This window comes from Streptococcus sp. A69 (genome assembly GCF_058556195.1).
This window is the reverse complement of sequence record NZ_JBZUJU010000001.1, coordinates 734,780-761,015: the sequence shown is the minus strand read 5'-3', so window position 1 is coordinate 761,015 and position 26,236 is coordinate 734,780. Positions and strand designations below refer to the sequence as shown.

28 protein-coding genes, 3 pseudogenes and 1 riboswitch are annotated in these 26,236 nt (G+C 43.2%); of the genes and pseudogenes, 19 read left to right on the top strand and 12 right to left on the bottom strand.

Annotation, left to right across the window (positions count from 1 at the left end):
* Window positions 1-124: 124 nt before the first annotated feature.
* The 8 genes from AC4ME5_RS03935 (at window position 125) to AC4ME5_RS03900 (ending at window position 7,563) form a co-directional block, all read left to right on the top strand.
* Window positions 125-1,318: an O-antigen ligase family protein gene (locus AC4ME5_RS03935; protein ID WP_491800073.1), complete on the top strand. Its 1,194-nt coding sequence runs from the start codon at window positions 125-127 to the stop codon at window positions 1,316-1,318.
* A 144-nt stretch (window positions 1,319-1,462) separates the two neighbouring features.
* The gene (locus AC4ME5_RS03930; RefSeq protein WP_491800038.1) at window positions 1,463-1,906 is read left to right on the top strand and encodes a MarR family winged helix-turn-helix transcriptional regulator; all 444 of its coding nucleotides are present in this window, start codon (window positions 1,463-1,465) and stop codon (window positions 1,904-1,906) included.
* 72 nt (window positions 1,907-1,978) lie between these two features.
* Window positions 1,979-2,707, top strand: coding sequence for an ATP-binding cassette domain-containing protein (locus AC4ME5_RS03925; RefSeq protein ID WP_491800036.1), 729 nt, complete (start codon window positions 1,979-1,981; stop codon window positions 2,705-2,707).
* A complete protein-coding gene (locus tag AC4ME5_RS03920; protein WP_491800035.1) occupies window positions 2,700-4,220 on the top strand; it encodes an ABC transporter permease/substrate-binding protein in 1,521 nt (506 codons plus the stop codon). Before AC4ME5_RS03925 ends, AC4ME5_RS03920 begins: the two co-directional genes overlap by 8 nt.
* Before the next feature lie 350 nt (window positions 4,221-4,570).
* Window positions 4,571-5,173: a hypothetical protein gene (locus AC4ME5_RS03915; protein WP_007521045.1), complete on the top strand. Its 603-nt coding sequence runs from the start codon at window positions 4,571-4,573 to the stop codon at window positions 5,171-5,173.
* Window positions 5,173-5,964 carry an energy-coupling factor transporter transmembrane component T gene (locus AC4ME5_RS03910; protein ID WP_172843661.1) on the top strand — a complete coding sequence of 264 codons (792 nt, stop codon included), beginning with the start codon at window positions 5,173-5,175 and terminating at the stop codon, window positions 5,962-5,964. The genes AC4ME5_RS03915 and AC4ME5_RS03910 overlap by 1 nt, the downstream gene beginning before the upstream one ends.
* On the top strand, window positions 5,940-6,776 hold the full coding sequence (locus AC4ME5_RS03905; RefSeq protein WP_000343048.1) for an ABC transporter ATP-binding protein: 837 nt from the start codon (window positions 5,940-5,942) through the stop codon (window positions 6,774-6,776). The genes AC4ME5_RS03910 and AC4ME5_RS03905 overlap by 25 nt, the downstream gene beginning before the upstream one ends.
* Window positions 6,763-7,563 (top strand): energy-coupling factor ABC transporter ATP-binding protein, encoded by an 801-nt coding sequence (locus AC4ME5_RS03900; protein ID WP_491800033.1) that lies wholly within the window; start codon window positions 6,763-6,765, stop codon window positions 7,561-7,563. The genes AC4ME5_RS03905 and AC4ME5_RS03900 overlap by 14 nt, the downstream gene beginning before the upstream one ends.
* Before the next feature lie 224 nt (window positions 7,564-7,787).
* Here AC4ME5_RS03900 and AC4ME5_RS03895 read toward each other — a convergent pair whose 3' ends face one another.
* From AC4ME5_RS03895 to AC4ME5_RS03875, 5 genes and pseudogenes are all read right to left on the bottom strand, one after another.
* Entirely contained in the window at window positions 7,788-7,949 is a 162-nt protein-coding gene (locus AC4ME5_RS03895; RefSeq protein ID WP_491800031.1) for a hypothetical protein, read from the bottom strand.
* Window positions 7,937-8,164 carry a hypothetical protein gene (locus AC4ME5_RS03890; protein ID WP_001152920.1) on the bottom strand — a complete coding sequence of 76 codons (228 nt, stop codon included), beginning with the start codon at window positions 8,162-8,164 and terminating at the stop codon, window positions 7,937-7,939. The genes AC4ME5_RS03895 and AC4ME5_RS03890 overlap by 13 nt, the downstream gene beginning before the upstream one ends.
* Window positions 8,165-8,176: 12 nt before the next feature.
* A complete protein-coding gene (locus AC4ME5_RS03885; protein WP_001287840.1) occupies window positions 8,177-8,434 on the bottom strand; it encodes a plasmid replication protein in 258 nt (85 codons plus the stop codon).
* Window positions 8,427-8,747 (bottom strand): annotated as a pseudogene (locus AC4ME5_RS03880) (DNA replication protein); the annotation flags it as partial. The pseudogene AC4ME5_RS03880 and the gene AC4ME5_RS03885, both read right to left, overlap by 8 nt.
* Before the next feature lie 24 nt (window positions 8,748-8,771).
* Window positions 8,772-9,122, bottom strand: a pseudogene (locus tag AC4ME5_RS03875) (IS6 family transposase); the annotation flags it as partial.
* 39 nt (window positions 9,123-9,161) lie between these two features.
* Here AC4ME5_RS03875 and pnuC point away from each other — a divergent pair.
* Window positions 9,162-9,667 (top strand): annotated as a pseudogene (gene pnuC / locus AC4ME5_RS03870) (nicotinamide riboside transporter PnuC); the annotation flags it as partial.
* 36 nt (window positions 9,668-9,703) lie between these two features.
* On the opposite strand, the gene AC4ME5_RS03865 reads toward pnuC, so the two are convergent.
* Together AC4ME5_RS03865 and AC4ME5_RS03860 are read right to left on the bottom strand one after the other, a co-directional pair.
* Window positions 9,704-10,036: a glucuronide permease gene (locus AC4ME5_RS03865; RefSeq protein ID WP_491800029.1), complete on the bottom strand. Its 333-nt coding sequence runs from the start codon at window positions 10,034-10,036 to the stop codon at window positions 9,704-9,706.
* Between the two features lie 26 nt (window positions 10,037-10,062).
* Window positions 10,063-10,617 (bottom strand): TetR/AcrR family transcriptional regulator, encoded by a 555-nt coding sequence (locus tag AC4ME5_RS03860; protein ID WP_084938938.1) that lies wholly within the window; start codon window positions 10,615-10,617, stop codon window positions 10,063-10,065.
* Between the two features lie 132 nt (window positions 10,618-10,749).
* On the opposite strand from AC4ME5_RS03860, the gene AC4ME5_RS03855 reads away from it, so the two are divergent.
* The 3 genes from AC4ME5_RS03855 to AC4ME5_RS03845 all read left to right on the top strand — a co-directional run bounded on the left by AC4ME5_RS03855 (window position 10,750) and on the right by AC4ME5_RS03845 (window position 13,273).
* Window positions 10,750-11,637: a cation diffusion facilitator family transporter gene (locus AC4ME5_RS03855; RefSeq protein WP_491800026.1), complete on the top strand. Its 888-nt coding sequence runs from the start codon at window positions 10,750-10,752 to the stop codon at window positions 11,635-11,637.
* Between the two features lie 244 nt (window positions 11,638-11,881).
* On the top strand, window positions 11,882-12,235 hold the full coding sequence (nmlR, locus tag AC4ME5_RS03850; protein ID WP_084937214.1) for a stress response transcriptional regulator NmlR: 354 nt from the start codon (window positions 11,882-11,884) through the stop codon (window positions 12,233-12,235).
* On the top strand, window positions 12,236-13,273 hold the full coding sequence (locus AC4ME5_RS03845; RefSeq protein ID WP_049501574.1) for a zinc-binding dehydrogenase: 1,038 nt from the start codon (window positions 12,236-12,238) through the stop codon (window positions 13,271-13,273).
* A gap of 67 nt (window positions 13,274-13,340) precedes the next feature.
* Here the strand turns inward: AC4ME5_RS03845 and galR are convergent, their stop codons facing one another.
* The gene (gene galR, locus AC4ME5_RS03840; protein WP_421114838.1) at window positions 13,341-14,342 is read right to left on the bottom strand and encodes a DNA-binding transcriptional regulator GalR; all 1,002 of its coding nucleotides are present in this window, start codon (window positions 14,340-14,342) and stop codon (window positions 13,341-13,343) included.
* 164 nt (window positions 14,343-14,506) lie between these two features.
* On the opposite strand from galR, the gene AC4ME5_RS03835 reads away from it, so the two are divergent.
* From AC4ME5_RS03835 to AC4ME5_RS03825, 3 genes are all read left to right on the top strand, one after another.
* Window positions 14,507-15,685: a galactokinase gene (locus AC4ME5_RS03835; RefSeq protein WP_491800024.1), complete on the top strand. Its 1,179-nt coding sequence runs from the start codon at window positions 14,507-14,509 to the stop codon at window positions 15,683-15,685.
* 18 nt (window positions 15,686-15,703) lie between these two features.
* Window positions 15,704-17,185, top strand: coding sequence for a UDP-glucose--hexose-1-phosphate uridylyltransferase (locus tag AC4ME5_RS03830; protein ID WP_491800023.1), 1,482 nt, complete (start codon window positions 15,704-15,706; stop codon window positions 17,183-17,185).
* Window positions 17,186-17,254: 69 nt separating this feature from the next.
* Window positions 17,255-17,659, top strand: a complete 405-nt coding sequence (locus tag AC4ME5_RS03825; RefSeq protein WP_491800021.1) for a PaaI family thioesterase — start codon at window positions 17,255-17,257, stop codon at window positions 17,657-17,659.
* Between the two features lie 31 nt (window positions 17,660-17,690).
* On the opposite strand, the gene AC4ME5_RS03820 is transcribed toward AC4ME5_RS03825, so the two are convergent.
* The 4 genes from AC4ME5_RS03820 to AC4ME5_RS03805 all read right to left on the bottom strand — a co-directional run bounded on the left by AC4ME5_RS03820 (window position 17,691) and on the right by AC4ME5_RS03805 (window position 21,321).
* The gene (locus AC4ME5_RS03820) at window positions 17,691-18,953 is read right to left on the bottom strand and encodes a nucleobase:cation symporter-2 family protein (protein ID WP_061588687.1); all 1,263 of its coding nucleotides are present in this window, start codon (window positions 18,951-18,953) and stop codon (window positions 17,691-17,693) included.
* Complete coding sequence (locus tag AC4ME5_RS03815; protein WP_084939890.1) at window positions 18,953-19,534, bottom strand: xanthine phosphoribosyltransferase; 582 nt, start codon at window positions 19,532-19,534, stop codon at window positions 18,953-18,955. The genes AC4ME5_RS03820 and AC4ME5_RS03815 overlap by 1 nt, the downstream gene beginning before the upstream one ends.
* 119 nt (window positions 19,535-19,653) lie before the next feature.
* A riboswitch (purine riboswitch) is annotated at window positions 19,654-19,749 on the bottom strand.
* 346 nt (window positions 19,750-20,095) lie between these two features.
* Window positions 20,096-20,482, bottom strand: coding sequence for a bleomycin resistance protein (locus AC4ME5_RS03810; RefSeq protein WP_491800019.1), 387 nt, complete (start codon window positions 20,480-20,482; stop codon window positions 20,096-20,098).
* Window positions 20,483-20,493: 11 nt separating this feature from the next.
* The gene (locus AC4ME5_RS03805) at window positions 20,494-21,321 is read right to left on the bottom strand and encodes an exodeoxyribonuclease III (RefSeq protein WP_491800017.1); all 828 of its coding nucleotides are present in this window, start codon (window positions 21,319-21,321) and stop codon (window positions 20,494-20,496) included.
* Between the two features lie 133 nt (window positions 21,322-21,454).
* Here AC4ME5_RS03805 and AC4ME5_RS03800 point away from each other — a divergent pair, with 133 nt between their 5' ends.
* The 4 genes from AC4ME5_RS03800 (at window position 21,455) to AC4ME5_RS03785 (ending at window position 26,226) form a co-directional block, all read left to right on the top strand.
* Complete coding sequence (locus tag AC4ME5_RS03800) at window positions 21,455-21,910, top strand: DUF3290 family protein (protein WP_000675323.1); 456 nt, start codon at window positions 21,455-21,457, stop codon at window positions 21,908-21,910.
* Window positions 21,907-22,542: a DUF421 domain-containing protein gene (locus AC4ME5_RS03795; RefSeq protein ID WP_220107137.1), complete on the top strand. Its 636-nt coding sequence runs from the start codon at window positions 21,907-21,909 to the stop codon at window positions 22,540-22,542. Before AC4ME5_RS03800 ends, AC4ME5_RS03795 begins: the two co-directional genes overlap by 4 nt.
* Before the next feature lie 206 nt (window positions 22,543-22,748).
* Window positions 22,749-24,494, top strand: coding sequence for an ABC transporter ATP-binding protein (locus AC4ME5_RS03790; RefSeq protein WP_491800015.1), 1,746 nt, complete (start codon window positions 22,749-22,751; stop codon window positions 24,492-24,494).
* Window positions 24,484-26,226 (top strand): ABC transporter ATP-binding protein, encoded by a 1,743-nt coding sequence (locus tag AC4ME5_RS03785; RefSeq protein WP_084873447.1) that lies wholly within the window; start codon window positions 24,484-24,486, stop codon window positions 26,224-26,226. Before AC4ME5_RS03790 ends, AC4ME5_RS03785 begins: the two co-directional genes overlap by 11 nt.
* Window positions 26,227-26,236: the final 10 nt, after the last annotated feature.

Below are 26,236 nucleotides of genomic sequence, written 5' to 3'. Positions count from 1 at the left end.
TAATGAAAGAGTTTTTTTGTGGCGAAAACGTGTTCATTGTTCCCAAATGACAGAAAAAATGGTAGAATATAAAGATAGTTTAGCATTTATCTTCTGGAGAAATCCAGAACAGAAAGGATCCGTTTTGAAATCAATTGGATTACTGGATAAGATAAGAGGGCTTTCGAAAAAAGATTTCTTTTTGTATTTGATGATCATAAGTATCTTTTTACCTTTTTATTTGTTCTTAGCGCTCTTTGCTTTATATTTGATAGGTTTACTTGTTACTGGGGAGATGAAGGGAATTATCAAAGGATTAATCAAACATCCTGTACTTCTCTTTTTTATTGCCTATAGTAGTATCATCTCTATCGTCGCCAAGAACTGGCTTGGATTGGTTGCATCTTTACTGATGTTTCTCTTCCTCATTTTCTTTAGCTTCTACCAGAAACGTCTGACGCATGCTTTCTTTCGACTGATTCTGCAGACAATCTTGTTTGGTAGTGTGCTCTCTGCGGCTTTTGCTACTTTGGAGCATTTTCAAATTGTAAAGAAATTTAACTACGCCTTTCTTTCGCCCAATATGCAAGTATGGCACCAGAACCGTGCAGAGGTCACCTTCTTTAATCCTAACTACTATGGGATTATCTGTTGCTTCTGTATCATGATAGCTTTTTATCTCTTTACAACGACGAAGTTAAGATGGTTAAAAATCTTTTGTGTGCTAGCAGGTTTTGTGAATCTATTTGGTTTGAATTTTACGCAAAATAGGACGGCCTTTCCTGCCATCATTGCTGGTGCAATCATTTATCTTTTTACAACCATTAAAAACTGGCGTGCCTTCTGGCTCAGTATTGGAGTTTTCGGGATTGGCCTCTGTTTCCTCTTCTCAAGCGATTTGGGAGTCCGTATGGGAACACTAGATTCTTCAATGGAGGAGCGTGTTTCAATTTGGAATGCGGGTATGACTTTGTTCAAGCAAAATCCGATCTGGGGTGAGGGTCCACTGACCTATATGAATTCTTATCCTAGAATCCATGCTCCTTATCACGAACACGCGCATAGTCTTTACATCGATACTATTTTAAGTTATGGTTTAATTGGAACCATTCTCCTATCCATTTCTTCGGTTATCCCGGTTCACATGATGATGGATATGAGTCAGGAGTCTGGTAAACGACCAATTATCGGTCTTTATCTCTCCTTCCTGACAGTAGTCGCTGTACATGGAATTTTTGACTTGGCTCTCTTCTGGGTACAGTCAGGATTCATCTTCTTGCTAGTTATGTGCAGTTTACCACTGGAACATCGAACCTTGGTATCCGAAATGACAGATTAAGTTAATAAATAGTGAAGATCTTCTACTTTAGGTAGGAGGTCTTTTTTGTTGGTGGAAATTATTTCTAAATCGAAATAGTTGACAGATGGAATGATAAGTATTACAATGAAATATAATTCGATATAGAAATAAATTGGAGAGGTCATGAAAGATAGTCATTTAGTAGCCCACCATATTCGTTTATTGAATGGGCGGCTATTTCAAAAGTTATTAAGTCAGGATTCTGAGACTCTTTATCGGAGTGAACAGGGTAAGATTCTCACGGTGTTATGGAAGAGTGAAACGGGTTGCGCTACGGCGACAGATATTGCACTTGCGACAGGATTGACCAATAATACGCTGACAAGCATGATTAAGAAACTTGAGGAGCAAAATCTGGTCATCATTAGCCCATGTGGAATAGATAAGCGAAAGAAATATGTCAAGTTGACAGAGCAAGGTTGGTCCCAGAAAGAAGTTGGCAATCGTGTCAGTAAAAAATTGGATGCTATTTTTTATAAAGGTTTCTCTGAGGAAGAAATTCGTCAGTTTGAAAATTATCAGGAACGTATTTTAGAAAATTTGAAAGAAAAAGCAAATGAGGTTTAGAATGGGGTAAATTAGTTATTAAAAGTTTGGTAACTTGACAAACCGAGGAAAATTTTAAATTGAGGACAAAGAATGATAGAATACAAAAATGTAGCGCTACGCTACACAGAAAAAGATGTTTTGAGAGATGTCAATTTACGGATTGAGAATGGGGAGTTCATGGTTTTAGTTGGACCTTCTGGGTCCGGTAAGACGACCATGATCAAGATGATCAACCGCCTCTTGGAACCTACGGATGGCGATATTTATATGGATGGCAAGCGCATCAAAGACTATGACGAGCGTGAACTTCGTCTTTCTACTGGTTATGTTTTACAGGCCATTGCTCTGTTTCCCAATCTAACGGTTGCAGAAAATATTGCTCTCATTCCTGAGATGAAGGGCTGGACTAAGGAAGAAATGGCTCAGAAAACAGAAGAGCTCTTGGAAAAAGTTGGCTTGCCAGTAGCTGAGTATGGGCATCGACTTCCAAGTGAATTATCTGGTGGAGAACAGCAACGGGTCGGTATTGTGCGCGCCATGATTGGTCAGCCTAAGATCCTGCTCATGGATGAGCCCTTCTCAGCCTTGGATGCTATTTCTCGCAAGCAGTTGCAGGTTCTGACTAAAGAATTACATAAAGAGTTTGGGATGACAACGATTTTTGTGACCCATGATACGGATGAAGCTTTGAAATTAGGTGATCGTATTGCTGTTTTGCAGGATGGAGAGATTCGTCAGGTGGCGAATCCCGAGACGATTTTAAAAGCGCCTGCAACAGACTTTGTAGCAGACTTGTTTGGAGGTAGTGTTCATGGCTAATTTGATATCAACTTTTCAGGATCGTTTTGGTGATTGGGTAACAGCTCTATCTCAACATTTACAGTTGTCACTTTTGACCCTGTTACTAGCTATTTTTATTGCAGTCCCCTTAGCGGTATTTCTTCGTTATCATGAAAAGTTGGCGGATTGGGTCTTGCAGATTGCTGGGATTTTCCAGACCATTCCGTCTCTGGCCTTGTTGGGGCTCTTTATTCCATTGATGGGAATTGGGACCTTGCCTGCTTTGACAGCACTAGTGATTTATGCGATTTTTCCGATTTTACAAAATACCATTACTGGGTTGAAGGGAATTGATCCAAGTCTGCAGGAGGCTGGGATTGCCTTTGGGATGACCAGATGGGAACGTCTTAAGAAATTCGAAATTCCACTTGCCATGCCTGTTATGATGTCTGGGATTCGGACGGCAGCGGTCTTGATTATCGGTACGGCAACCTTGGCGGCCTTGATTGGGGCAGGGGGTCTGGGTTCCTTTATCCTTTTGGGAATTGACCGTAATAATGCCAGTCTGATTTTGATTGGGGCCCTTTCTTCTGCAGTGCTTGCCATTGCCTTTAACTTCCTACTAAAAGTGATGGAAAAGGCAAAATTGCGGACGATTTTTTCTGGTTTTGCCTTGGTGACAATATTGCTTGGTTTGTCTTATAGTCCAGCTCTTTTGGCTCAAAAAGAGAAAGAAAACTTGGTTATTGCTGGGAAATTGGGTCCAGAACCAGAAATTTTGGCTAATATGTATAAGTTGCTGATTGAAGAGAATACCAGTATGACTGCGACTGTTAAACCGAATTTTGGGAAAACAAGCTTCCTCTATGAAGCTCTGAAAAAAGGGGATATTGATATCTATCCTGAATTTACCGGTACGGTGACTGAAAGTTTGCTTCAACCATCACCCAAGGTGGGGCATGAGCCAGATCAGGTTTATCAGGTAGCGCGTGATGGCATTGCCAAACAGGATCATCTAGCCTATCTCAAACCCATGTCTTACCAAAATACCTACGCTGTAGCTGTTCCGAAAAAGATTGCTCAAGAATATGGCTTGAAGACCATTTCGGACTTGAAAAAAGTGGAAGGGCAGCTGAAGGCAGGCTTTACACTTGAGTTTAATGACCGTGAAGATGGCAATAAGGGCTTGCAATCAATGTATGGTCTCAATCTCAACGTAGCGACCATGGAGCCAGCTCTTCGCTATCAGGCAATTCAGTCGGGCGATATTCAAATCACAGATGCCTATTCGACGGATGCAGAATTGGCGCGTTATGATTTACAGGTCTTGGAGGATGACAAACAACTCTTCCCACCTTATCAAGGGGCTCCACTAATGAAAGAAGCTCTTCTCAAGAAACATCCTGAGTTGGAGACGGTTCTCAATAAATTGGCTGGTAAAATTACTGAAAGCCAGATGAGCCAGCTCAACTACCAAGTCGGTGTTGAAGGCAAGTCAGCAGAACAAGTAGCCAAGGAGTTTCTACAAGAACAAGGTTTGTTGAAGAAATGATGGGGCAGAGACTTTAAACATACTGAACTCAACTCCTTTAAACAACTAGATAAAAGAATGCTCAGACAATTTCGTCTGGGCTTTTTGGGTGTCAGAATTAATGATTTTCATTTTTAAATGGAAAATAAGAGGAAATTTTTAGGATTTTCTAAAATTTTACTGTAAATACACTTGACTATTCAGAAATTAGGTGTATAATGTGTTGTGAACTACTTAACAAATAAAGATTTCCAGCTCATGTCGACTAAGGATGGAAATCTTGTGTATAGACAGTTCAGTAGATATATAATAGAGCGTTGCGTCCGAAAGTCTATCCAGACACGGCTCTTTAAAAACAAAAGGAGAAGATTATGAAAACAGAACCGATTCATCGTACCAGTATGTGGAAATTTAAGTTAAGTGCTGCCACCATGACTTTGATTCCCGCTGCCGTGGGGATTAACTATGTTGCCAAAGCCTTGGCGGAGGGGTTAAAGTTGCCCGTTTGGCTGGGGTCTTTGGGAACCTTTCTTACCAGCATGTTGGCTGGGCCGGTTGCCGGTGCCATTAGTGGTTTCATCAACAACGTGATCTATGGGCTGACCTTATCGCCAATTTCAACCGTGTATGCGATTACCAGCATCGGAATTGGGATTGCTGTCGGAGTTTTGCACGCCAATGGGTGGTTCTCGTCAGCGCGACGAGTATTTGTTTCTGCTATTATTATTGCCATCGTTTCAGCTGTCATTTCAACGCCACTCAACGTCATCTTTTGGGGTGGTCAGACCGGTATCGCTTGGGGTGACTCATTGTTTGCGGTAATGGTCGCCAATCATGCACCAGTGTGGCTGGCCTCATTTACCGATGAGTTTGTCTTGGATATTTTGGATAAAGTCTGTGTGGCCTACCTGGCATTCTTCATCTATCGTCAGCTGCCGAAGCGGATGGTGCACTTCTTTAAAGATGATAAATGATGACTGATCAAACATTTATTTCTGGAGCGCCACGGGTCAAGCTCAAGTGGTACCAGGTGATCGATCCGATTACTAAGCTCTTGTTCATCTTGGACATGACGTTGTTGAGCTTTGCCAGTATGAATTTATTGCTTCAGGCCGGATTAATTCTTGTCGCAACACTGCTATTGTTATTTTCCAAATTGAGTTCTACCACCTTTAAGGCGCTGGGATTCAGCCTGTTTCTGATTTGCACCATGCTGATCATCCAAGGGTTATTTTACAGTCGGAATCAAACTGTGCTGTTTTCTGTGCTTGGGGTGTCGTTCTACAAAGAAGGCCTGATTTACGCCACCACTCTGGGTTGTCGAGTATTGGTGATTATTTTGACCAGTGGCTTTTTTATGGTGACCACGAGTATTTCAGAAAACGCGGCCTATTTGGAACTGTCCGGATTGTCTTATAAAACCGTCTACGTTCTGATGTCGGTGTGTTATATTTTGCCGGAAATGATGCGCAATATGCGGAAAATCCAGCAGGCACAAAAAGTTCGCGGAACCAATCCGCAAAAAACGTTGATTCAGAAATTAAAGTCAGTCCTGCCGGTTCTAATTCCATTGGTGATTAAGACCTTGGATCAATCGATGACGCGGTCGATTTCTCTCCAACTGAGAGGTTTTGATAATCTCAACCGGACTGTCAGAACCTCCCAGCGCGTGTATCGCTTGTCGCGGACGCTGCACATTGGTCTGACTGGATTGGCAATTTTATTGATTGGGTGGAAGATATGGACGAAGATAAACGGATTGTAATTGAAAATTTGACCACCCGTTATCCGGGTACTGAGCAACCACAACTGCGTCAGATTAACGCGGAGGTTCATACCGGCCAGGTGGTTGGGATTATCGGGAATAGCCACTCCGGCAAATCGACTTTGTGCCGTGTGCTGGCAGGGGTCATTCCTAAAATTGTGTCTGCTGAGATTGAGGGCGATTGGCACATGTTTGGCCAGCGAGTGTCTGACAATTGGCCCGTTTATAATGCCATGAATGGAGTTGTACTGCAAAATCCAGCTGGCCAACTAAGCGGGTTGGCAGACACGGTTGCCGATGAAATCGCCTTTGACTTGATTAATCAGGGAATGGCTGAAGGACTGATTCAAAAACGGGTTGAAGAAGTTGCCACGCAAATGGGGCTGATTGAACAGCTGAATTTGCGTCCCGAGAGCCTTTCCGGTGGTCAGATCCAGCGGTTGGCAATTGCCACGGCGATTGTGGCTAATCCGGCTGTTTTGATTATGGATGATCCGACCAGTGAGATGGATCCCCTTGGCCGCCGGCAATTTTTCCAATGGCTGGCCCAAGTCAAAGAGACGACTGTCTTCATTGTCACCAGTGAAATTGACGATTTGTGCGAAGTCGCCGACGTTGTGTGGGTGCTGCACGAGGGTCAAATGGTAGCCCAGGGCAGGCCGGGTGAGGTGTTTAATCATTTGGCAGCTGACTGGCAGATTCCAGCCCCGACAATCCAGCAACTTGCTCAAAAAATGGATTGGCACTTGGCTGATGGCCGGTATCCGGTGAATTACGCTGATCTGAAGGAGGTTCGTTATGTCCACAATTGAACTGAGCCACCTGACGTTCACTTATCCGGAACGGTCCTTTAGCTTGGATGTTGAAGACAAACACTTCGCCAATCCGATGGTGGCGATTGTCGGCCAAAATGGTGCCGGCAAATCAACGCTCTTCAAATTGTTGACGGGTTTGCTGACACCACAAACCGGTGTGATTAAGATCGATGGAGAAAATTTTAATGATCTTAAACCAGTCGAAAAGTTACTGAAGGTTGGGATTACTTTTCAGAATCCTGACGATCAGCTTTTCAACCCGACCGTTCAACGAGAGGTGGAGTGGAATGTCGCGCAGGTCATGGATGACCACGACACGATTACGAGGCGGGCTTTAGCGGCTCTAAAAAGAGTTGGCTTGGATGATAAAACAGCTGAAAGCCCATATGACCTGTCATTGTCGGAACGCAAGCTGTTGAGTGTTGCCACAGTTTTGGCAGTGGATCCGGCGATTTATTTATTTGATGAGCCGATGATGTCGCTTGATTGGGAAAGCCGGCGCAAGTTGACCGCAATTTTCCATCAGTTGGCTGATTCGGGCCACCAAGTTGTGACCATCACCCATGACATGGATTGGGTCGCCGCCGAGTTTGAGTCGGTGTATGTTATGGAACACGGGAAGTTTGGCTTCGCCGGCAGTCCACGGGAATTGTTCAGCAATCACGAACTTGTCCAGCGAGTGGGATTACTACCACCGCGGATTATGGACATAGCGGAGTCGCTGGGTGATTCACAGACATATTTATCGGTTAATGATTATTGCCAGAAAAATCGAGATGTATAGAAAAAGTCACCTCTGCGGGTTTTCCAGGTTGAAGGATTAACTTCAGCTTCTGGCAAGAACTCACATGGGTGACTTTTGTGTTTAATAACGTTTCATGATCATCGGGTGCTTCCTCAGATCACTCGGTTTGATTTTACTTTGTTTCATGGTCATAATCATATACCATTTCTTTTGGATTTTTTGTTTGACTAATACAAAATAGGTCTTCATAGGTCTTCGCATTTTTAGCGTCCATTAGGATCATCAGTATAATTTTCTGAATTAGGAGACTGTCCCATCACTATTCGAACTTCGTCTCCCAACTTACTCTGTTCCCATTCATCCGTGAATCCTTTAAATCGCAATTCTGGAACTTTCTTTTTAACTGAATCATCTATTTTCGCCATAGTCCCCACCATTTTATTGGTTTCTCTTGTTCTTCTATCCTTTTTTGATCTTTGATTTGTTCCTGCAAATTTTCCAACTTCTCTTTAAGAGCGTTCACTTCATCTTTATATTGATTGTCTAAGTGTTTGAATTCTGTTTCCTGTGAGGGCATTTTGAGGGCTTTTAAGTTATCATTTTCCGCCTTGTATTCTTCTAGCAACTTTTTATCTTGCAAGGCTAATCGTTGTTACTGGTCTAACAAATTAGTTAATTTTTCTATTTGTTGGTCTTTGCTACTTATTTGTTGGTCTTTGGTATTTGATTTGCTACTACTTTCTACTTTACCTAAAATTATTTTTTCTGCTTTAGAATTTATTAGATTAGACCCATTGGAACTTTTAAGCTGTAATTCTTTTGGTAACCTTTGGTAGTGATATTGAATATTTTGTTTTGTAACACTCAACTCATCCGCCAGCTCTTTGATCGTTTTTAAGTCTTCACTCATGGTTTAAGTCCTGCCTTTTAACCGTTGGTAGATATTGTTCAATGGCTTTTTTGAGGTAGCGTGCGATATTATGCTTAGAATATTCTTCACGTCTGCTGGCAACATAAGACAAGTGGTCTTTAACACTATTTAGCCCTCTTAATTCTTTCAGTTCGTCATAGAGGGGGTAAACATGGACTTGCAATCCTGCCATGATTTTTGTATCTTGCATTTCAAACGGACTTAGCAACATATTTTCTAGCAATAGCGTGGTGTACTTGCTTTTCATTGCTTCAATAGCTAGCTTATCTTCGGTTTCTGCTTTGCGTGCTTTCTCTTCTTGATAGGCGGTATCTTCTAACTTATAGCTGTTATCGTCTGCTCGACGTTTCTTTCGTAACCAGATATCCAATGTTAAACCGTCCGCATCAATCGCTCGATAGAAATAATGCCAACGCCCCTTAATTTTGATATAGGTTTCATCCATTTTCCACGAATAGAAGGACTGTTTATTTTTCTTTTTCCAGAGATGATAGAGGATTTTACTGTATTCTTGAACCCACCGATAAATCGTAGTGTGACAAACATTTATTCCACGGTCATAAAGCAATTCCTGAACTTCACGATAGCTCAGATTGTAACGTAGGTAATAACCAACAGCGACAATGATGACGTCTTGTTGGAATTGTTTGCTTTTAAAATGATTCATCTCTCAAGCCTTACTAACCTTTTTTCTGCTCTTTGAGAAGCTGAAGGTCGTGCTAGTAACTACCTATTTGGTTTGATTAATTCCATCATTTATCTGGTGCTTGCCCTTCAAAAAGGCTTCTATGGTGAGGTTTTAACAACTCTCTATTTTACAATTATGCAGCCAATTGGTCTCTTGGTTTGGATTTATCAAGCCCAGTTTAAGAAAGAACAACAAGAGTTTGTCGCACGTAAACTAGACGGAAAGGGTTGGACAAAGTATCTTTCTATTAGTGTTCTTTGGTGGTTGGCCTTTGGGTTTATTTATCAGTCTATCGGAGCTAATCGTCCCTATCGTGATTCTATCACCGATGCGACCAATGGGTTGGGCAAATCCTCATGACAGCTGTTTACCGTGAGCGATGGATATTCTGGGCAGCTACCAATGTCTTTTCTATCTATCTCTGGTGGGGAGAAAGCCTGCAAATCCAAGGGAAATACCTGATTTACTTGATCAATAGTCTAGTTGGTTGGTATCAGTGGAGCAAGGCCGCAAAGAGTGCTTAAAAAGTAAAAAAGGATCAGATGATCCTTTTTTTTGTGTTAGAGCAAAATGAATAATACCGTAATGACAATAGCGGTCGTTAAACGAACGATGTGGTGCGATATATGTTGACTTTCTTGCTGTTGCCCATTCCAGTAGGCTCCATAGCAGACAATACTCGCACCCACAATCCATAGAAGAATGGTTGCAAGTGGGACGAAGTAAAAGATGGCTAGAGCCAGAGAAGTGATGCAACTGCCGACCAAGATGCACGTGTTTCCCAAACTGTGGTTCTTTTGTTTCATGGCTGAAAAAGCAGCGGCAAGGTGAAGTAGTGAGAAGGCGAGGGCTAGTACAATTGTTAGTATTCCTAGAATCATCGAAGTTAACATAGTTGGTTCCTTTCTGAGTTACAGGCTTAGTTATCAAGTGTAGTTGTAGAGGTCATCTCCATTACATCAAGGTAAAATCTCACCACTTGGTCTTCGGTATAGGATTTTCCTTTTTTTAGCCACCAAGTTAGGGTCTCGATAAAGTTCGTTACAACAAAATGCTGGAGGTAGGAGGCCGGAATGTTTGGGTAGGCTTCTTGTAAGTCATCCGCCACCATGGGATAAACGTGGTGTTCGAGCTCCTTGTGTAGTTGGCGGAGGAAGTAGTCGTTTTTGGAAAAAAGAAGACTGGTGACATGGTCCTGGTTTTTCTGAAAATGTAAAAAGATATGTGCGAGGTAGTCCTCGGTAGTAAAGTGTCCTTCCCTTTCAAAGAGATGATGAAAGAGGTAGCGACAGAGCTCATCTAAAAGCAGTTCCTTACTCTCGTAGTGACAGTAAAAAGTAGAACGTCCAACATCTGCTAGGTCAATGATATCCTGAACAGTAGTGGCATCATAGCCCTTGTCGTTCAAAAGTTGTAAAAAAGCTTGATAGATGGCTTTTTTCGTCTTACTGACTCGACGGTCTCTTTTTGGCATATAGACACTTGAGACAAACTGTTCAGAACTGAACAGGACTGACAGTTTGCTTCTATCCTTTCTTTGAATTTTATTAGATAATACAAATGAAAGAAGTATGTATATACCCATTATACCAAAGGAGGGAGAGAAATGAGTTCTAAAACATCTATCTGGTTAGCTTTTTTCTTAAATTTAAGCTATGCGATAGTCGAGTTTATCGCAGGAGGAATCTTTGGTTCGAGTGCAGTTCTTGCTGATTCTGTTCATGACCTGGGAGATGCAATAGCCATTGGTATATCAGCCCTTCTAGAAACAATTTCAAACCGTGAAGAAGATAGACAGTACACCTTGGGTTACAAACGTTTTAGTCTTTTAGGGGCCATGCTAACGGCTGTGATTCTTATGATAGGGTCTGTCCTAGTGATCTTGGAAAATGTCACAAAGATTGTTCACCCGCAACCCGTTAATGAAAATGGTATCCTCTGGCTGGGAATCATTGCAGTGTCCATTAATGTCCTAGCAAGTCTGGTAGTTCGTAAAGGAAAGACAAAGAACGAGTCTATTCTTAGCTTGCATTTTTTGGAAGACACCCTTGGTTGGCTGGCTGTCATTCTAATGGCGATTATCCTCCGATTTACGGACTGGTATATCCTCGATCCGCTTTTATCGCTGGTTATTTCTATCTTTATTCTAACAAAAGCCATTCCTCGCTTTTGGAGCGCACTGAAAATTTTCCTAGATGCTGTGCCAGAAGGGGTCGAGACAAGTGATTTGGAGAAGGATTTAGAGGCTCTACCCAACGTCAACAGTGTCAATCAACTTAGCATTTGGTCCATGGACGGTCTAGAGAACAATGCTATTGTCCACATCTGTATCGAGGACTGGGAGCAGATGATGGAGACCAAAGAAGTGGTGCGTCAATGTTTAGAAGAAAGAGGCGTGCAGAATATCACTATTGAAGTAGATAGCAGTCAAAGCAATCATGCGCAACATAGGCGGAAGGTGAGAGAGTTAGAGCAGAAGCATGGTCATCATTAGTACAAAGTAAAGAATGATTAAGCCCCTATGTTATTTGAAATAGAGTATTTTATTTACTGTTTAAATATTTTAAAAGTTTGATCCTATAAGGCTCTGTATAAACTTTACTTAGTTGTTTGGTAATTAAAAAAATTTTTCGATTAGATGCAAAAAGTTTGACTTGGAGTCAACTCAAAGTTGTATAATAAGATGAATGAGTTATAGTTGCTTAAATTCAGTGAAGATAATGAAAGGAGGCTAGTATATGAATATTAAATCTGCCAGCGATTTATTGGGAATTTCAGCGGATACGATTCGGTATTATGAGCGAGTTGGTCTTGTGCCACCGATTACTCGAACTGCGACTGGAATTCGTGACTTTCAAGATCAGGATATAGAAGCGCTGGAATTTATTAAGTGTTTCCGTTCGGCGGGTGTCTCTGTAGACAGTTTAGTTGACTATATGTCGCTCTACCAAAAGGGGGATGAAACGAGAGAAGAAAGGCTTGATATTTTAGAAGACGAAAAGAAAAAATTAGAGGAGCGCTTTTCTCAGTTACAGACGGCTTTAAATCGCTTAAATCTCAAAATTAAACTTTACAAGGAAGGAAAATTTTAAATGAAATCAGCAGTATATACAAAGGCAGGCAAGGTTGGACTTGCTACAATTGAACGTCCGCAAATTATAGAAGCAGATGATGCTATTATCCGCATTGTCCGTACTTGCGTTTGTGGTTCGGACCTCTGGAGTTACCGTAATCCAGAAATCGAAGAAGGACATAGAAATAGCGGTCATGAGGCTATCGGAATTATCGAAGAAGTTGGTGAGAACGTTACTACAGTAAAATCAGGAGACTTTGTCATCGCACCTTTCACCCATGGCTGTGGGGAGTGTGATGCCTGTCGCGCTGGCTATGATGGGACTTGTGACCGCCATATTGGCACCAACTGGTCTAACGGGGTCCAAGCAGAGTACATCCGTTTCCACTTTGCTAATTGGGCACTTGTGAAAATTCCAGGTCAACCTTCAGATTATAGCGAAGGCATGCTCAAGTCACTTTTGACACTTGCTGATGTCATGCCGACAGGCTATCATGCGGCGCGTGTTGCTAATGTGCAAAAGGGCGACAAGGTGGTCGTTATCGGTGATGGGGCTGTTGGTCAATGCGCTGTCATTGCAGCTAAGATGCGTGGTGCATCACAAATTATCCTTATGAGCCGTCATGAAGACCGCCAAAAGATGGCCTTGGAATCAGGGGCGACAGCTGTTGTGGCTGAACGTGGCGAAGAGGGAATTGCCAAGGTGCGTGAAATCCTCGGTGGTGGAGCAGATGCAGCCCTTGAATGTGTTGGGACTGAAGCAGCCGTTGAGCAGGCCCTTGGAGTCCTTCATAATGGAGGACGCATGGGATTTGTCGGTGTTCCACATTATAATAACCGTGCCCTTGGTTCAACCTTTGCCCAAAATATTTCAGTGGCAGGTGGAGCAGCCTCAGTTACCACTTATGACAAACAAGTTTTGTTAAAAGCGGTTCTTGATGGAGACATCAATCCAGGTCGCGTCTTTACTTCAAGTTATAAACTGGAAGATATCGACCAGGCTTATAAAGATATGGATGAACGCAAGACCATTAAGTCTATGATTGTGATGGATTAACAATGAAAATCCTAATGGAGATTTGAGACTCTCTATTAGGATTTTTTGCGTTGGTATATTTGTTGAGTTATGGCAGCGTACTTTCTCTCAAAGTCAGTCTGGTTCCCAGCATGGTTAGGCTAGGTATTTTGCGACCGTGGAGAACTTCCTTGTTAAGAATATCCATACCTGCTCGGCCCATTTCCTCGGTATAGACAGTGATGCTTGAAAGAGGAGGATAGACCTGCTTGGTCAGACTGGTGTCGTTGAAAGAAATGAGGCTGACGCGGTCTGGTAGGCTAATTCCAGCTTCTTGAAGGGCACGGAGGGCGCCGATGGCTAAACTATCGCTGGCAGCGAAAAAGGCTGGTGGGAGTTGTTCTCCTAGCTTGTGAATGGCCTCCTTCATCAAGTCATAGCCAGATTGGGCAGTAAAGCTCCCCTGAAAGACCAGTTCTCCATGGTAGATTCCATTTGCTTGGGTAATGTCTTTGAAATTTTCTAGTCGCTTATCCTGGATGATTTCTTCCTGGTCGGTTGTTTCTTCAAGACCTGTGAGAATTCCGATACGGTTCATACCTTGGCTGAGGAAATGGTCTACAACTTGTTTCACAGCAGTGTAAAAGTCAGTGATAATACAGGTATGACCTAATGAGAGGGTATCGCTGTCTATAAAGACTAGAGGTTTTTGGTATTCTTCAAAGGCAGCAATCTGAGCTCGGCTAAATTTTCCGATGCAGAGAATGCCAATCACTTCCTCGCTCAGTGTAAAAGGATGGTCATTAAAATAGCGCAAGATATCATAGTCCAACTCTTGGGCTCTTTTTTCAATACCGAGACGAATCTGGTAGTAGTAGAGGTCGTCTAGCTCTCCTTGTTCACTGATCCATTGGATAATGGCAATCTTTTGCTTGGGTTTATGGGATTCGCCTGTCTTGAGGTGCTTGGTATAGCCCAGTTCTTCAGCGACAGTTAAAATACGGTGTCTGGTTTCTTCTGTGACAGATAGGCTCTGGTCGCGATTGAGGACACGGGATACGGTCGCGATAGAGACAGAGGCTAGCTGTGCAATGTCTTTTAAGGTAGCCATAAATCCTCCTCCTTTTAAGTTAGTATATCATATTTTTCTTCTTTTTACCGATTGTTTAGTAAAACTTTAGTAAAAAGGATTGACCTTGGCAAAAGCCTTGGATACAATAGAAGAAAACGATTACACGTTAAGGTGACTTAACGGACAGTCAAAGGAGAATTCATATGACACAACATCTTACTGCTGAAGCCCTTCGCAAAGACTTTCTTGCCGTTTTTGGTCAAGAAGCAGACCAAACCTTCTTTTCACCAGGCCGTATCAATTTGATTGGTGAACACACGGACTACAATGGCGGGCACGTTTTTCCAGCTGCTATTTCCTTGGGAACATACGGTGCAGCTCGCAAGCGTGACGACCAAGTCTTGCGTTTCTACTCAGCTAACTTTGAGGACAAAGGTATCATCGAAGTGCCTCTTGCTGATCTCAAGTTTGAAAAAGAGCACAGCTGGACCAATTATCCAAAAGGAGTTCTTTATTTCTTGCAAGAAGCTGGTCACGTGATTGATAAAGGGTTTGATTTTTATGTTTATGGGAATATCCCAAATGGTTCTGGCTTGTCTTCATCAGCATCCTTGGAACTCTTGACAGGAGTCGTGGCAGAGCATCTCTTTGATTTAAAACTAGAGCGTTTGGATTTGGTTAAAATCGGAAAACAAACAGAAAACAACTTTATCGGAGTCAACTCTGGTATCATGGATCAGTTTGCTATCGGTATGGGGGCAGACCAACGTGCTATTTACCTAGATACCAACAGTCTTGAGTACGATTTGGTGCCACTTGATTTGAAAGACAATGTCGTTGTTATTATGAACACCAATAAACGCCGTGAATTGGCAGACTCTAAATACAATGAACGTCGTGCCGAATGTGAAAAAGCAGTGGAAGAATTGCAAGTTGCCTTGGACATTCAGACCTTGGGTGAATTGGACGAGTGGGCTTTTGATCAATACAGCTATCTGATTAAAGATGAAAATCGTTTGAAACGTGCTCGCCATGCTGTGCTTGAAAACCAACGTACCCTTAAAGCTCAAGCAGCCCTTCAAGCAGGTGATTTGGGAACATTTGGTCGCTTGATGAATGCTTCTCACGTCTCTCTAGAACATGACTATGAAGTAACTGGTTTGGAATTGGATACACTTGTCCACACAGCTTGGGATCAAGAAGGTGTTCTCGGTGCTCGTATGACAGGAGCAGGTTTTGGTGGCTGTGCCATTGCTTTGGTGCAAAAAGATGCTGTTGAGGCCTTTAAAGCAGCTGTTGGCAAGCACTATGAGGAAGTAGTTGGATACGCTCCAAGCTTCTATATCGCTGAGGTTGCAGGTGGCACTCGCGTCCTTGACTAGTTAAAAGGAGGCTCTATCGTGACCTTAGTAGATAAATTTGTAACACACGTTATTGCTGAAAGTTCATTTGAGGAAATGGATCGAATCTACCTGACCAATCGTGTTTTGGCACGAGTAGGCGAAGGTGTTTTGGAAGTTGAGACCAATCTGGATAAAGTGATTGACCTCAAAGACCAGTTGGTTGAGGAAGCGGTTCGATTAGAGACGATTGAGGATAGTCAGGCTGCGCGTGAAATCCTCGGTGCTGAACTAATGGACTTGGTAACGCCTTGTCCAAGTCAGATCAATCGTGACTTCTGGGCAACCTATGCCCAATCTCCCGAACAGGCAATTGCGGACTTCTACCAACTTAGCCAGAAAAATGACTACATCAAACTCAAGGCCATTGCAAAAAATATTGCTTATCGTGTTCCATCTGACTACGGAGAACTTGAGATTACCATCAACCTCTCTAAGCCTGAAAAGGATCCAAAGGAGATTGCAGCAGCCAAGTTGGTGCAAGCTAGCAATTATCCCCAGTGTCAGCTTTGTATAGAGAACGAAGGCTATCATGGTCGAATTAACCATCCAGCTCGCAGCAATCACCGCATTATCCGTTTTGAAATGGCGGGTCAGGAGTGGGGCTTCCAGTATTCGCCCTATGCTTATTTTAATGAGCACTGTATCTTCTTAGACGGCCAGCATCGTCCCATGGCCATTAGTCGTCAGAGCTTTGAGCGTCTGCTGGCGATCGTAGAGCAATTTCCGGGATATTTTGCGGGTTCGAATGCCGACCTACCGATAGTGGGAGGCTCTATTCTAACCCATGACCACTATCAGGGAGGACGTCACGTATTTCCTATGGAATTGGCTCCCTTGCAAAAGGCTTTCCGATTTGCTGGTTTTGAGCAGGTCAAGGCTGGGATTGTCAAGTGGCCTATGTCAGTGCTACGTTTGACTTCGGATTTCAAAGAGGATTTGATTAACTTGGCGAACAAGATTTTACAGGAATGGCGACAATATTCAGACCCTGAAGTGCAAATTTTGGCAGAGACAGACGGGACACCGCATCACACCATCACACCGATTGCTCGTAAACGCGACGGTCAGTTTGAGTTGGACTTGGTATTGCGAGATAATCAGACTTCTGCAGAACATCCTGACGGTATCTATCATCCCCACAAGGATGTCCAACATATCAAGAAGGAAAATATCGGCTTGATTGAGGTCATGGGCTTGGCTATTTTGCCACCTCGTTTGAAGGCAGAAGTGGAGCAAGTTGCCAGCTACCTCGTGGGAGAAGGGGTTACAGTTGCCGACTATCATCAGGAATGGGCAGACCAGCTTAAAGCCCAACATCTGGACCTAGCAGATAAAGAAAAAGCCCTTGAAATCGTCAAGGACTCTGTGGGTGCTATCTTTGCACGTGTTTTGGGGGACGCGGGGGTTTACAAGCAGACGGAACAAGGACAGGCAGCCTTTATGCGCTTTGTAGAACAGGTCGGAATTTTACCCGACTAGGAGCTTTCTCCTTGCACAGTCCTATAAAAAGTAGTATCATAGGGTCGTTTGAAATATCAGGAGGAAACGATGAAAGATTTTCATTTTGACGCTATATCTGCCTTTGAAAATTACGAAATTGAACAAATGAGAGCTGGTCACGTTGAGGTGACGACCAAAGTAGTGGACTCGTCGCTCAACTACTATGGCAATGCCCATGGTGGCTATCTCTTTACTCTTTGTGACCAGATCAGTGGTTTGGTGGTTATTTCGCTGGGACTTGATGGAGTGACGCTCCAGTCCTCTATCAACTACCTCAAGGCAGGAAAACTCGACGATGTGCTGACCATTAAAGGAGAATGTGTCCATCATGGACGCACAACCTGTGTGGTAGATGTTGATATCACCAATCAAGAAGGCAGAAATGTCTGCAAAGCAACCTTTACCATGTTTGTCACAGGCCAGCGGTCTGATGAGAGACAGGTGAGGATATAAGAAACAAAAAAGAGGCTCACACCTCTTTTTCTTATTTCTTCTTCCTGTTTAATACTGCATTGAGGACAATGGCCAGTATGCTGGCTACGACGATTCCGTTTGAGAAGAACATTTGGAAAGCTGTCGGCATGCTGACGAAGAGATTACTGTTGTTTAGACCTACACCAGCAGCGATGGAAACAGCTGCGATAAGGAAGTTGTGTTCATTGTTAGCAAAGTCAACACGGGCGAGGATTTGCATCCCTTGAAGGGAAACAAAACCAAACATCACCAGCATGGCCCCTCCAAGGACAGGGCTTGGAATGATTTGGGCGAGGGCGCCAAACTTAGGAAGGAGTCCAAGGAGAACTAGGAAACCAGCTGCGTAGTAGATTGGTAGGCGAGTCTTGATACCTGACAATTTAACCAAACCAACGTTTTGTGAAAATCCTGTGTAAGGGAAGGTGTTAAAGATTCCTCCGAGAAGGACAGCTAAACCTTCTGCGCGGTAACCGTTGCGCAGGCGCATGCTGTCGATTGGGTCATTGGTAATATCAGACAAGGCCAGGTAAACACCAGTGGATTCAACCATAGACACCGTTGCGATGATACACATCATGACAATAGAGGAGATTTCAAAGGTTGGCACCCCAAAGTAGAGGGGAGTTGGGACATGGACAAGCGGTGCTGCTGCAACAGGGGAGAAATCAACCAAGCCCATGGTAGCAGCAATGGCAGTTCCAACAACCAGACCAATCAAAATGGAGATAGACTTGATAAATCCTTTGGCAAAGATGTTGATCAAGAGGATGATTAGAACAGTGATGGCTGCAAGCAAAAGACTTTGCCCAGTTGGTTCTGGGACGTTATTTCCCATATTTCCAATAGCGACAGGAATCAGGGTCAATCCAATCGTGGTAATGACAGAGCCTGTTACGATAGATGGGAAGAGATTGGCAACTTTTGAGAAAATGCCTGAAATCAGAACTACATAAATCCCAGAAACGATAAGGGCACCAAACATAGCTCCGCTACCGTGACTTTGTCCAATCATAATTAAAGGAGCGACGGATTGGAAGGCAACTCCGAGAACGACTGGTAGTCCAATCCCAAAGTATTTGTTGAGTTGGAGTTGAAGGAAGGTGGCCACCCCACACATGAAGATATCTGTGGAGATTAGGTAGGTCAACTGCTCAGCCGAATAGCCAAGAGCTGTCGCAATCATGATGGGAACCAGGATAGAACCTGAGTACATGGCTAGTAAGTGCTGCAAGCCAAGAACGGCTGCTTGCGAGTGTTTTTCTTGTTTTTGCATTAGAGGTCTGCCTCCTTAAATACGACCTGACCATTTTCAAAACGATCCAAACGGGCCAGTGATAGGACGGGATATCCTGCTTTTTCAAGCAAATCACGACCATCTTGGAAAGACTTTTCAATCACAATACCAATCGCTTCAACTTTTGCTCCGGCTTGTTCGATGATTTGGATCAAGCCTTTGGCAGCTTGTCCATTTGCTAGGAAATCATCGATAATCAAGACCTTGTCCTCTGGTGAGAGGAATTTTCCAGCGATGGAAACAGTGCTGGTCACCTGCTTGGTAAAGGAGTAGACTTGGGCAGTTAAGATACCTTCGTTCATGGTGATGTTTTTAGCTTTCTTGGCGAAAATCATGGGAACATTCAAGGCTTCGGCAGTAAAAATGGCTGGGGCAATGCCTGAAGCTTCAATGGTTACGACCTTGGTAATGCCAGCAGAAGCGAATTTTTCCGCAAAAACCTTACCAATCTCTCGCATCAAGCTAAAGTCAACTTGGTGGGTTAAAAAGGAATCCACCTTGAGGATGTTGTCCCCCAAGATATGCCCATCCTCGAGGATGCGCTCTTCTAATAATTTCATAAGACCTCCTAAAGTCTAAAAGATGATTCATTTGCTTGTTTAGAGATTCTGGCAGGAAATAGAAAAAGAGCCTACTTAACAGATAAGCAAGCTCTCCAAACAGGTATGGCCCAACCCATACCTTCAGCAGACTTACTCATTGTTAGGTGTTCCGGCACCTTGTAGAAACGTCGTGCCAATTCACGACATAAACAAGTAAAATGATATTCAATTTTAAATAAGCTGACGCCAATGTTTTTATTTTACACTAATTAACTTTATAAATCAAATATTTTGTTAATGTTTAGATATAAAAAACGAACAAATTGAACAAAAAAGAGCAAAAGCTCAATTGTAGGCTAACATTTATACTAAATGAAAATCAAAGAGCAAACTAGGAAGCTAGCCGCAGGTTGCTCAAAACACTGTTTTGAGGTTGCAGATGGAAGCTGACGTGGTTTGAAGAGATTTTCGAAGAGTATTAGAAGATTTTTTCATCATAAAAGGCACATTATCAGGATTTTTCAAGACCTGACAATATGCCTTTTTCTGATTTGAAAGATTTTTCCAGTCTCTATTTTTCTACTCGCTGAATCTTAAAAAATAACCATCTGGATCCAAAACTGCAAATTCATGAGGGTAAATAAAGCTATCTCCCACTCGAAATTCTCTTTTGGTCAGCGGACGATGGATAGGATAGTCAGCTTCCAGCAGTTTTTGGTGGAGCTGAGGGACATCTTCAATGCCAAAGGAAATATTGACACCGCGCCCGAAAGGATAGGTTAGTTGGGCTAATTCTTCTGTGCTGCCTTCTTCTAGCATAAGTTGGCAGTCTTCAAGCGAGGGGAAGAGAAATTTCTCCTCTGGACGCTCGTATTCGACAGAAAATCCCAGCAAGTCGCAGTAGAAGTTGCGTGACTTTTCGAGGTCAGATACTACAAATTCAGGAATGACAGCTTGATAGTCCATTAGCTTTCTCCTTAGAGCTCAATCTCCATGACAATGGGCGTATGGTCTTGACGCGCACCTGAGTTAATCATGTCAGACTTGGTCACCTTGTCAGCCACGCGGTTGCTAGTGAGCCAGTAGTCGATTCTCCAGCCTGTATTGTTGATTTTAGAAGTCTTGCTGCGTTGCGCCCACCAAGTGTAGCGCTCTGTGATATCACCGTGAATATGGCGGAAGGTGTCAGTAAATCCAGTTGCCAAAAGGTTGGTAAACCCAGCACGTTCCTCGTCTGTAAATCCAGGTGAGCGGCGGTTGCTGGCAGGATTCGCAAGGTCGATTTCCTTGTGGGCTACGTTGTAGTCACCGGTTGCAAGGACTGGTTTTTCTTTGTCTAGTTGAGCCAAATACTCAGCGTATTTGACGTCCCAGACTTGACGCTCTTCCAAGCGTTTGAGACCATCGCCAGCGTTTGGAGTGTATACTTGGGTCACGAAAAATGTATCAAATTCCAAGGTGATGATGCGGCCTTCCAAGTCCATGGTAGAAGGGGCACCGATTTCTGGGAAGCTAATCGCTGGTGTGAGTTCTTTCCTATAGAGGAACATGGTTCCAGCGTAGCCTTTGCGAGCAGGTTCTTGAGAGGAACGCCAAGTGTTTTCATAACCTGGGAAGAGTTCTTTTAAAATTTCCAAGTGTTTTTTTGTAGGCCCTTTTGCAGAAAGCTTGGTTTCCTGGATAGCGATAATATCAGCATTTTCGGCTACCAAGGTTTGTAGGACTTCTTGGGACAATTTTGCACGAGCTGAGTCGCTCGTTAGGGCTGCATTGAGGGAATCGATATTCCATGATATGAGTTTCATAAAGTTACCTTTTTCATTCAGATTACAGACTATATTATACCAAAAAAAGACGTATTTCCCCAACGTATGGTTTGAAAAATCACCCTCTTTCGTTTATAATGAAGAATGATTTTATGAAAGGGAGTGAAAATACATGAAATTCTATTCTTATGACTATGTCCTCAGCCAAATCGGTCAGCAAAATGGTATCATGATTGGTTTAGGGATTGTTTTATTAGCTGTGACAGGATTTTTGGCCTTCAAGGCTTATCATGATAAAAAGGGGACCAAATTTCGTGAGTTGGTCATGATTTCAGCCTTAACCTTATTAGCTCTCCTTTTGGTCAGCATCACGACTTATCAAAACAATCAAGTATCTAATAATAAATTTCAAGCTTCACTTCATTTCATCGAGCTTGTTTCCAAAGAATTGGGAGTAGACAAGTCAGAGGTTTATGTCAATACTTCTGCCGACACTGATGGCGCACTTATCAAGGTCGGAGATCGCTATTACCGTGCCCTGAACGGCAGTGAGCCAGACAAGTACCTATTAGAGAAAGTCGAATTGTATAAAACAGATGCAATTGAACTGGTGGAGGTGAACAAATGACACTCAATTATATGGAAATTTTAATCAAACTAGCCTTGGGTCTCTTTTCTCTTGTTTTTGTAATTAATGTGACCGGAAAGGGCAACCTAGCGCCTAACTCAGCAATAGATCAAATTCAGAACTATGTACTCGGGGGGATCATCGGTGGGGTGATTTACAATAGTGCCATCAGTATCCTTCAGTATGCAGTTATCCTGATTATGTGGACTATTCTGGTTTTAACTCTCAAATGGCTGAACAACAATGTTCACTTTGTGAAACGTTTGATTGATGGGAAGCCAACCCTGCTCATCAAAAATGGGAAGATTGATCCAGAAGCCTGCCGTTCGGTTGGTTTGTCAGCAGCGGACGTAGCTCTTAAGCTCCGTAGTCAGGGAATTTTCCAAATGAAACAAGTCAAACGAGCGATGCAGGAGCAAAATGGTCAACTCATCGTAGTCCAAATGGGAGATGAGAATCCCAAGTATCCTGTTGTCACAGACGGTGTGATCCAAGTTGAAATTTTGGAGACCATTGGTCGGAGCGAAGAATGGCTGCTTGATAACCTCAGTAAACAAGGGTATGACAATGTGGCCAATATTTTTATCGCTGAGTATGACAAGGGTGTCGTCTCAGTCGTAACTTATGAATAAGAAAAACCTGGGGTCTTGTACTCTTCAAAAATCAAATTCAAACTGCGTCAACGTCGCCTTGCCGTATGTAGGTTACTGACTTCGTCAGTTCTATCTACAACCTCAAAGCAGTGCTTTGAGCAGCCTGCGGCTAGTTTCCTAGTTTGCTCTTTGATTTTCATTGAGTCTTGGCCTCAGGTTTCCATTTGTAATCAGAAAGGGATTTTATGTCCATTATTCAAAAACTTTGGTGGTTTTTCAAGTTAGAAAAGCGCCGTTATCTAGTCGGGATTGTGGCCTTGATCTTGGTTTCCGTCCTCAATCTCATTCCCCCCATGGTCATGGGACGGGTGATTGATGCCATTACGTCGGGACAATTAACCCATCAGGACCTCCTTTTTAATCTATTTTATCTACTGCTGGCAGCTTTTGGTATGTACTATCTGCGCTATGTTTGGCGCATGTATATCCTTGGAACTTCTTATCGTCTAGGGCAGATTATGCGCTCTCGCTTGTTTGAGCATTTTACTAAGATGTCGCCAGCCTTTTATCAGACCTATCGGACGGGAGACCTGATGGCACACGCAACCAATGATATCAATGCCTTGACTCGTCTCGCAGGTGGAGGAGTCATGTCTGCGGTGGATGCCTCTATCACGGCGCTGGTGACCTTGCTAACCATGCTTTTTAGTATCTCATGGCAAATGACCTTGGTTGCCATTCTTCCCCTGCCTTTCATGGCTTATGCGACCAGTCGTCTTGGGAGAAAGACTCATAAGGCCTTTGGCGAATCACAGGCTGCCTTTTCTGAGCTCAATAACAAGGTGCAGGAGTCTGTATCGGGTATTAAAGTGACCAAGTCTTTCGGTTATCAGGCGGACGAGCTAGAGTCTTTTCAGGCAGTCAATGAATTGACCTTCCAAAAGAATCTCCAAACCATGAAATACGATAGTCTCTTTGATCCTATGGTTCTCTTGTTTGTTGGTTCATCCTATGTTTTAACCCTTTTGGTCGGTTCCTTGATGGTGCAGGAGAGGCAAATAACAGTTGGAAATCTGGTCACTTTTATCAGTTATTTGGATATGTTGGTCTGGCCTCTTATGGCCATTGGTTTCCTCTTTAATATTACTCAGCGAGGGAAGGTGTCCTATCAGCGAATTGAGGAACTTTTATCTCAGGAATCACCTGTAAAAGATCCTGAATGTCCTCTGGACGGTATTGAAAATGGACGCTTGGAGTACGATATTGATAGTTTTGCCTTTGAAAATGAGGAAACACTGACGGATATTTACTTTAGTTTAGAAAAAGGGCAAACTCTTGGCTTGGTCGGACAGACAGGCTCTGGGAAAACGTCCTTGATCAAGCTTCTCTTACGCGAATACGATGTGGATAAGGGAGCTATTTATCTAAATGGTCACAATATTCGGGACTATCGTCTGACAGACCTTCGCAGTCTCATGGGCTATGTTCCTCAGGACCAGTTCCTCTTTGCGACCTCTATCTTAGACAATATCCGCTTTGGAAATCCTAACTTGCCCCTTTCAGCAGTCGAGGAAGCGACTAAGCTAGCCCAAGTTTACCAAGATATTGTAGCCATGCCTCAGGGATTTGATACAGTTATCGGTGAAAAGGGAGTCAGTCTTTCTGGTGGTCAAAAGCAACGCCTGGCTATGAGTCGGGCGATGATTTTAGACCCTGATATCTTGATTTTAGATGATTCCTTGTCAGCCGTGGATGCCAAGACAGAGTATGCGATCATCGACAATCTCAAGGAGATGCGGAAGGATAAGACAACTATCATCACAGCCCATCGTCTCAGTGCAGTCGTCCATGCAGATTTGATTTTAGTTCTGCAAAATGGACAGATTATCGAACGAGGTACGCACGAAGACCTGCTAGCTCTAGATGGCTGGTATGCCCAAACCTACCAGTCTCAGCAGTTGGAAATGAAAGGAGAAGAAGATGCAGAATAAGCAAGAACAATGGGCTGTATTGAAGCGCTTGATGTCTTATCTCAAGCCCTATGGACTCCTGACCTTTTTGGCACTCAGTTTTCTCCTTGCGACGACGGTCATTAAAAGTGTCATTCCCCTTGTAGCTTCCCACTTTATCGACCAGTACCTCAGCAATCTCAATCAGTTTGCTATTACAGTTTTATTAGCCTACTATGGCCTCTATATCCTGCAAACTCTGGTCCAGTATGTTGGCAATCTTCTCTTTGCGAGGGTGTCCTACACTATTGTCAGAGATATTCGTCGAGATGCCTTTGCCAATATGGAGAAACTGGGCATGTCTTATTTTGACAAGACGCCAGCAGGTTCCATCGTCTCTCGTTTGACCAATGATACCGAGACTATCAGTGATATGTTTTCAGGGATTTTATCCAGCTTTATCTCAGCAGTTTTTATCTTTCTGACAACTCTGTATACCATGTTGGTGCTGGATTTTCGTTTGACAGCTTTAGTTTTGCTATTTCTACCCTTGATTTTCCTTTTGGTCAATCTCTATCGGAAAAAGTCAGTGAAAGTCATCGAAAAAACCAGAAGTCTTTTGTCGGATATCAATAGTAAGCTGGCAGAGAATATCGAGGGAATCAGGATTATCCAGGCCTTTAATCAAGAGAAGCGCCTGCAGGCAGAATTTGATGAAATCAACCAAGAACACTTGGTCTATGCCAACCGTTCTGTAGCCTTGGATGCCCTCTTTTTGAGACCTGCCATGAGTTTGCTGAAACTTCTAGGCTACGCCGTTTTGATGGCTTACTTTGGTTACCGTGGTCTGTCTATCGGGATAACAGCTGGAACCATGTATGCCTTCATCCAGTACATCAACCGACTTTTTGATCCCCTGATTGAGGTGACGCAAAACTTTTCAACCCTTCAAACGTCTATGGTATCTGCAGGCCGTGTCTTTGCCTTGATTGACGAAACGACCTATGAGCCTCTTCAAAAAGATGGGCAAGCTAAAGTCAAAGAAGGCAATATCCGTTTTGAACATGTGTGTTTCTCATATGATGGCAAACACCAGATCCTAGATGATATTTCTTTCTCTGTTAACAAGGGAGAAACCATTGCCTTTGTAGGACATACAGGTTCTGGGAAATCTTCGATTATCAATGTCCTCATGTGTTTTTATGAATTTCAGTCAGGCCGCGTTCTCTTGGATGGTGTGGATATCCGAAACTACAGTCAGGAAGAGCTGAGAAAGAACATCGGTCTGGTCTTACAGGATCCCTTCCTCTATCACGGGACTATCAAGTCAAATATTGCCATGTATCAAGAACTTAGTGATGAAGAGATTCAGGCTGCAGCTGCCTTTGTCGATGCAGATTCCTTTATTCAGGACCTTCCGCTGGGTTATGATGCCCCTGTTTCCGAGCGTGGTTCGAGCTTTTCTACTGGTCAGCGCCAGCTTCTTGCCTTTGCCAGAACAGTCGCCAGTCAGCCTAAAATCTTGATTTTGGATGAAGCGACAGCCAATATTGACTCGGAGACAGAAAGTTTGGTTCAGGATTCTCTGGCTAAAATGAGAAAAGGACGGACGACCATTGCCATCGCCCACCGCCTTTCGACCATCCAGGACGCCAACTGCATTTATGTTTTGGACAAGGGACGCATCATTGAGAGTGGAACCCATGAGGAACTCTTGGCCTTGGGAGGAACCTATCACAAGATGTATAGTTTGCAGGCAGGGGCTCTTACCTAAAGAAGAATTC

Coding starts and splice junctions, on each gene's coding strand:
- AC4ME5_RS03930 (WP_491800038.1), top strand. CDS start 1,463: ATGAAAGATAGTCATTTAGTAGCCCACCATATTCGTTTATTGAATGGG.
- AC4ME5_RS03925 (WP_491800036.1), top strand. CDS start 1,979: ATGATAGAATACAAAAATGTAGCGCTACGCTACACAGAAAAAGATGTT.
- AC4ME5_RS03920 (WP_491800035.1), top strand. CDS start 2,700: ATGGCTAATTTGATATCAACTTTTCAGGATCGTTTTGGTGATTGGGTA.
- AC4ME5_RS03915 (WP_007521045.1), top strand. CDS start 4,571: ATGAAAACAGAACCGATTCATCGTACCAGTATGTGGAAATTTAAGTTA.
- AC4ME5_RS03910 (WP_172843661.1), top strand. CDS start 5,173: ATGACTGATCAAACATTTATTTCTGGAGCGCCACGGGTCAAGCTCAAG.
- AC4ME5_RS03905 (WP_000343048.1), top strand. CDS start 5,940: ATGGACGAAGATAAACGGATTGTAATTGAAAATTTGACCACCCGTTAT.
- AC4ME5_RS03900 (WP_491800033.1), top strand. CDS start 6,763: ATGTCCACAATTGAACTGAGCCACCTGACGTTCACTTATCCGGAACGG.
- AC4ME5_RS03895 (WP_491800031.1), bottom strand. CDS start 7,949: ATGGCGAAAATAGATGATTCAGTTAAAAAGAAAGTTCCAGAATTGCGA.
- AC4ME5_RS03885 (WP_001287840.1), bottom strand. CDS start 8,434: ATGAGTGAAGACTTAAAAACGATCAAAGAGCTGGCGGATGAGTTGAGT.
- AC4ME5_RS03865 (WP_491800029.1), bottom strand. CDS start 10,036: ATGTTAACTTCGATGATTCTAGGAATACTAACAATTGTACTAGCCCTC.
- AC4ME5_RS03860 (WP_084938938.1), bottom strand. CDS start 10,617: ATGCCAAAAAGAGACCGTCGAGTCAGTAAGACGAAAAAAGCCATCTAT.
- AC4ME5_RS03855 (WP_491800026.1), top strand. CDS start 10,750: ATGAGTTCTAAAACATCTATCTGGTTAGCTTTTTTCTTAAATTTAAGC.
- nmlR (WP_084937214.1), top strand. CDS start 11,882: ATGAATATTAAATCTGCCAGCGATTTATTGGGAATTTCAGCGGATACG.
- AC4ME5_RS03845 (WP_049501574.1), top strand. CDS start 12,236: ATGAAATCAGCAGTATATACAAAGGCAGGCAAGGTTGGACTTGCTACA.
- galR (WP_421114838.1), bottom strand. CDS start 14,342: ATGGCTACCTTAAAAGACATTGCACAGCTAGCCTCTGTCTCTATCGCG.
- AC4ME5_RS03835 (WP_491800024.1), top strand. CDS start 14,507: ATGACACAACATCTTACTGCTGAAGCCCTTCGCAAAGACTTTCTTGCC.
- AC4ME5_RS03825 (WP_491800021.1), top strand. CDS start 17,255: ATGAAAGATTTTCATTTTGACGCTATATCTGCCTTTGAAAATTACGAA.
- AC4ME5_RS03820 (WP_061588687.1), bottom strand. CDS start 18,953: ATGCAAAAACAAGAAAAACACTCGCAAGCAGCCGTTCTTGGCTTGCAG.
- AC4ME5_RS03815 (WP_084939890.1), bottom strand. CDS start 19,534: ATGAAATTATTAGAAGAGCGCATCCTCGAGGATGGGCATATCTTGGGG.
- AC4ME5_RS03810 (WP_491800019.1), bottom strand. CDS start 20,482: ATGGACTATCAAGCTGTCATTCCTGAATTTGTAGTATCTGACCTCGAA.
- AC4ME5_RS03805 (WP_491800017.1), bottom strand. CDS start 21,321: ATGAAACTCATATCATGGAATATCGATTCCCTCAATGCAGCCCTAACG.
- AC4ME5_RS03800 (WP_000675323.1), top strand. CDS start 21,455: ATGAAATTCTATTCTTATGACTATGTCCTCAGCCAAATCGGTCAGCAA.
- AC4ME5_RS03795 (WP_220107137.1), top strand. CDS start 21,907: ATGACACTCAATTATATGGAAATTTTAATCAAACTAGCCTTGGGTCTC.
- AC4ME5_RS03790 (WP_491800015.1), top strand. CDS start 22,749: ATGTCCATTATTCAAAAACTTTGGTGGTTTTTCAAGTTAGAAAAGCGC.
- AC4ME5_RS03785 (WP_084873447.1), top strand. CDS start 24,484: ATGCAGAATAAGCAAGAACAATGGGCTGTATTGAAGCGCTTGATGTCT.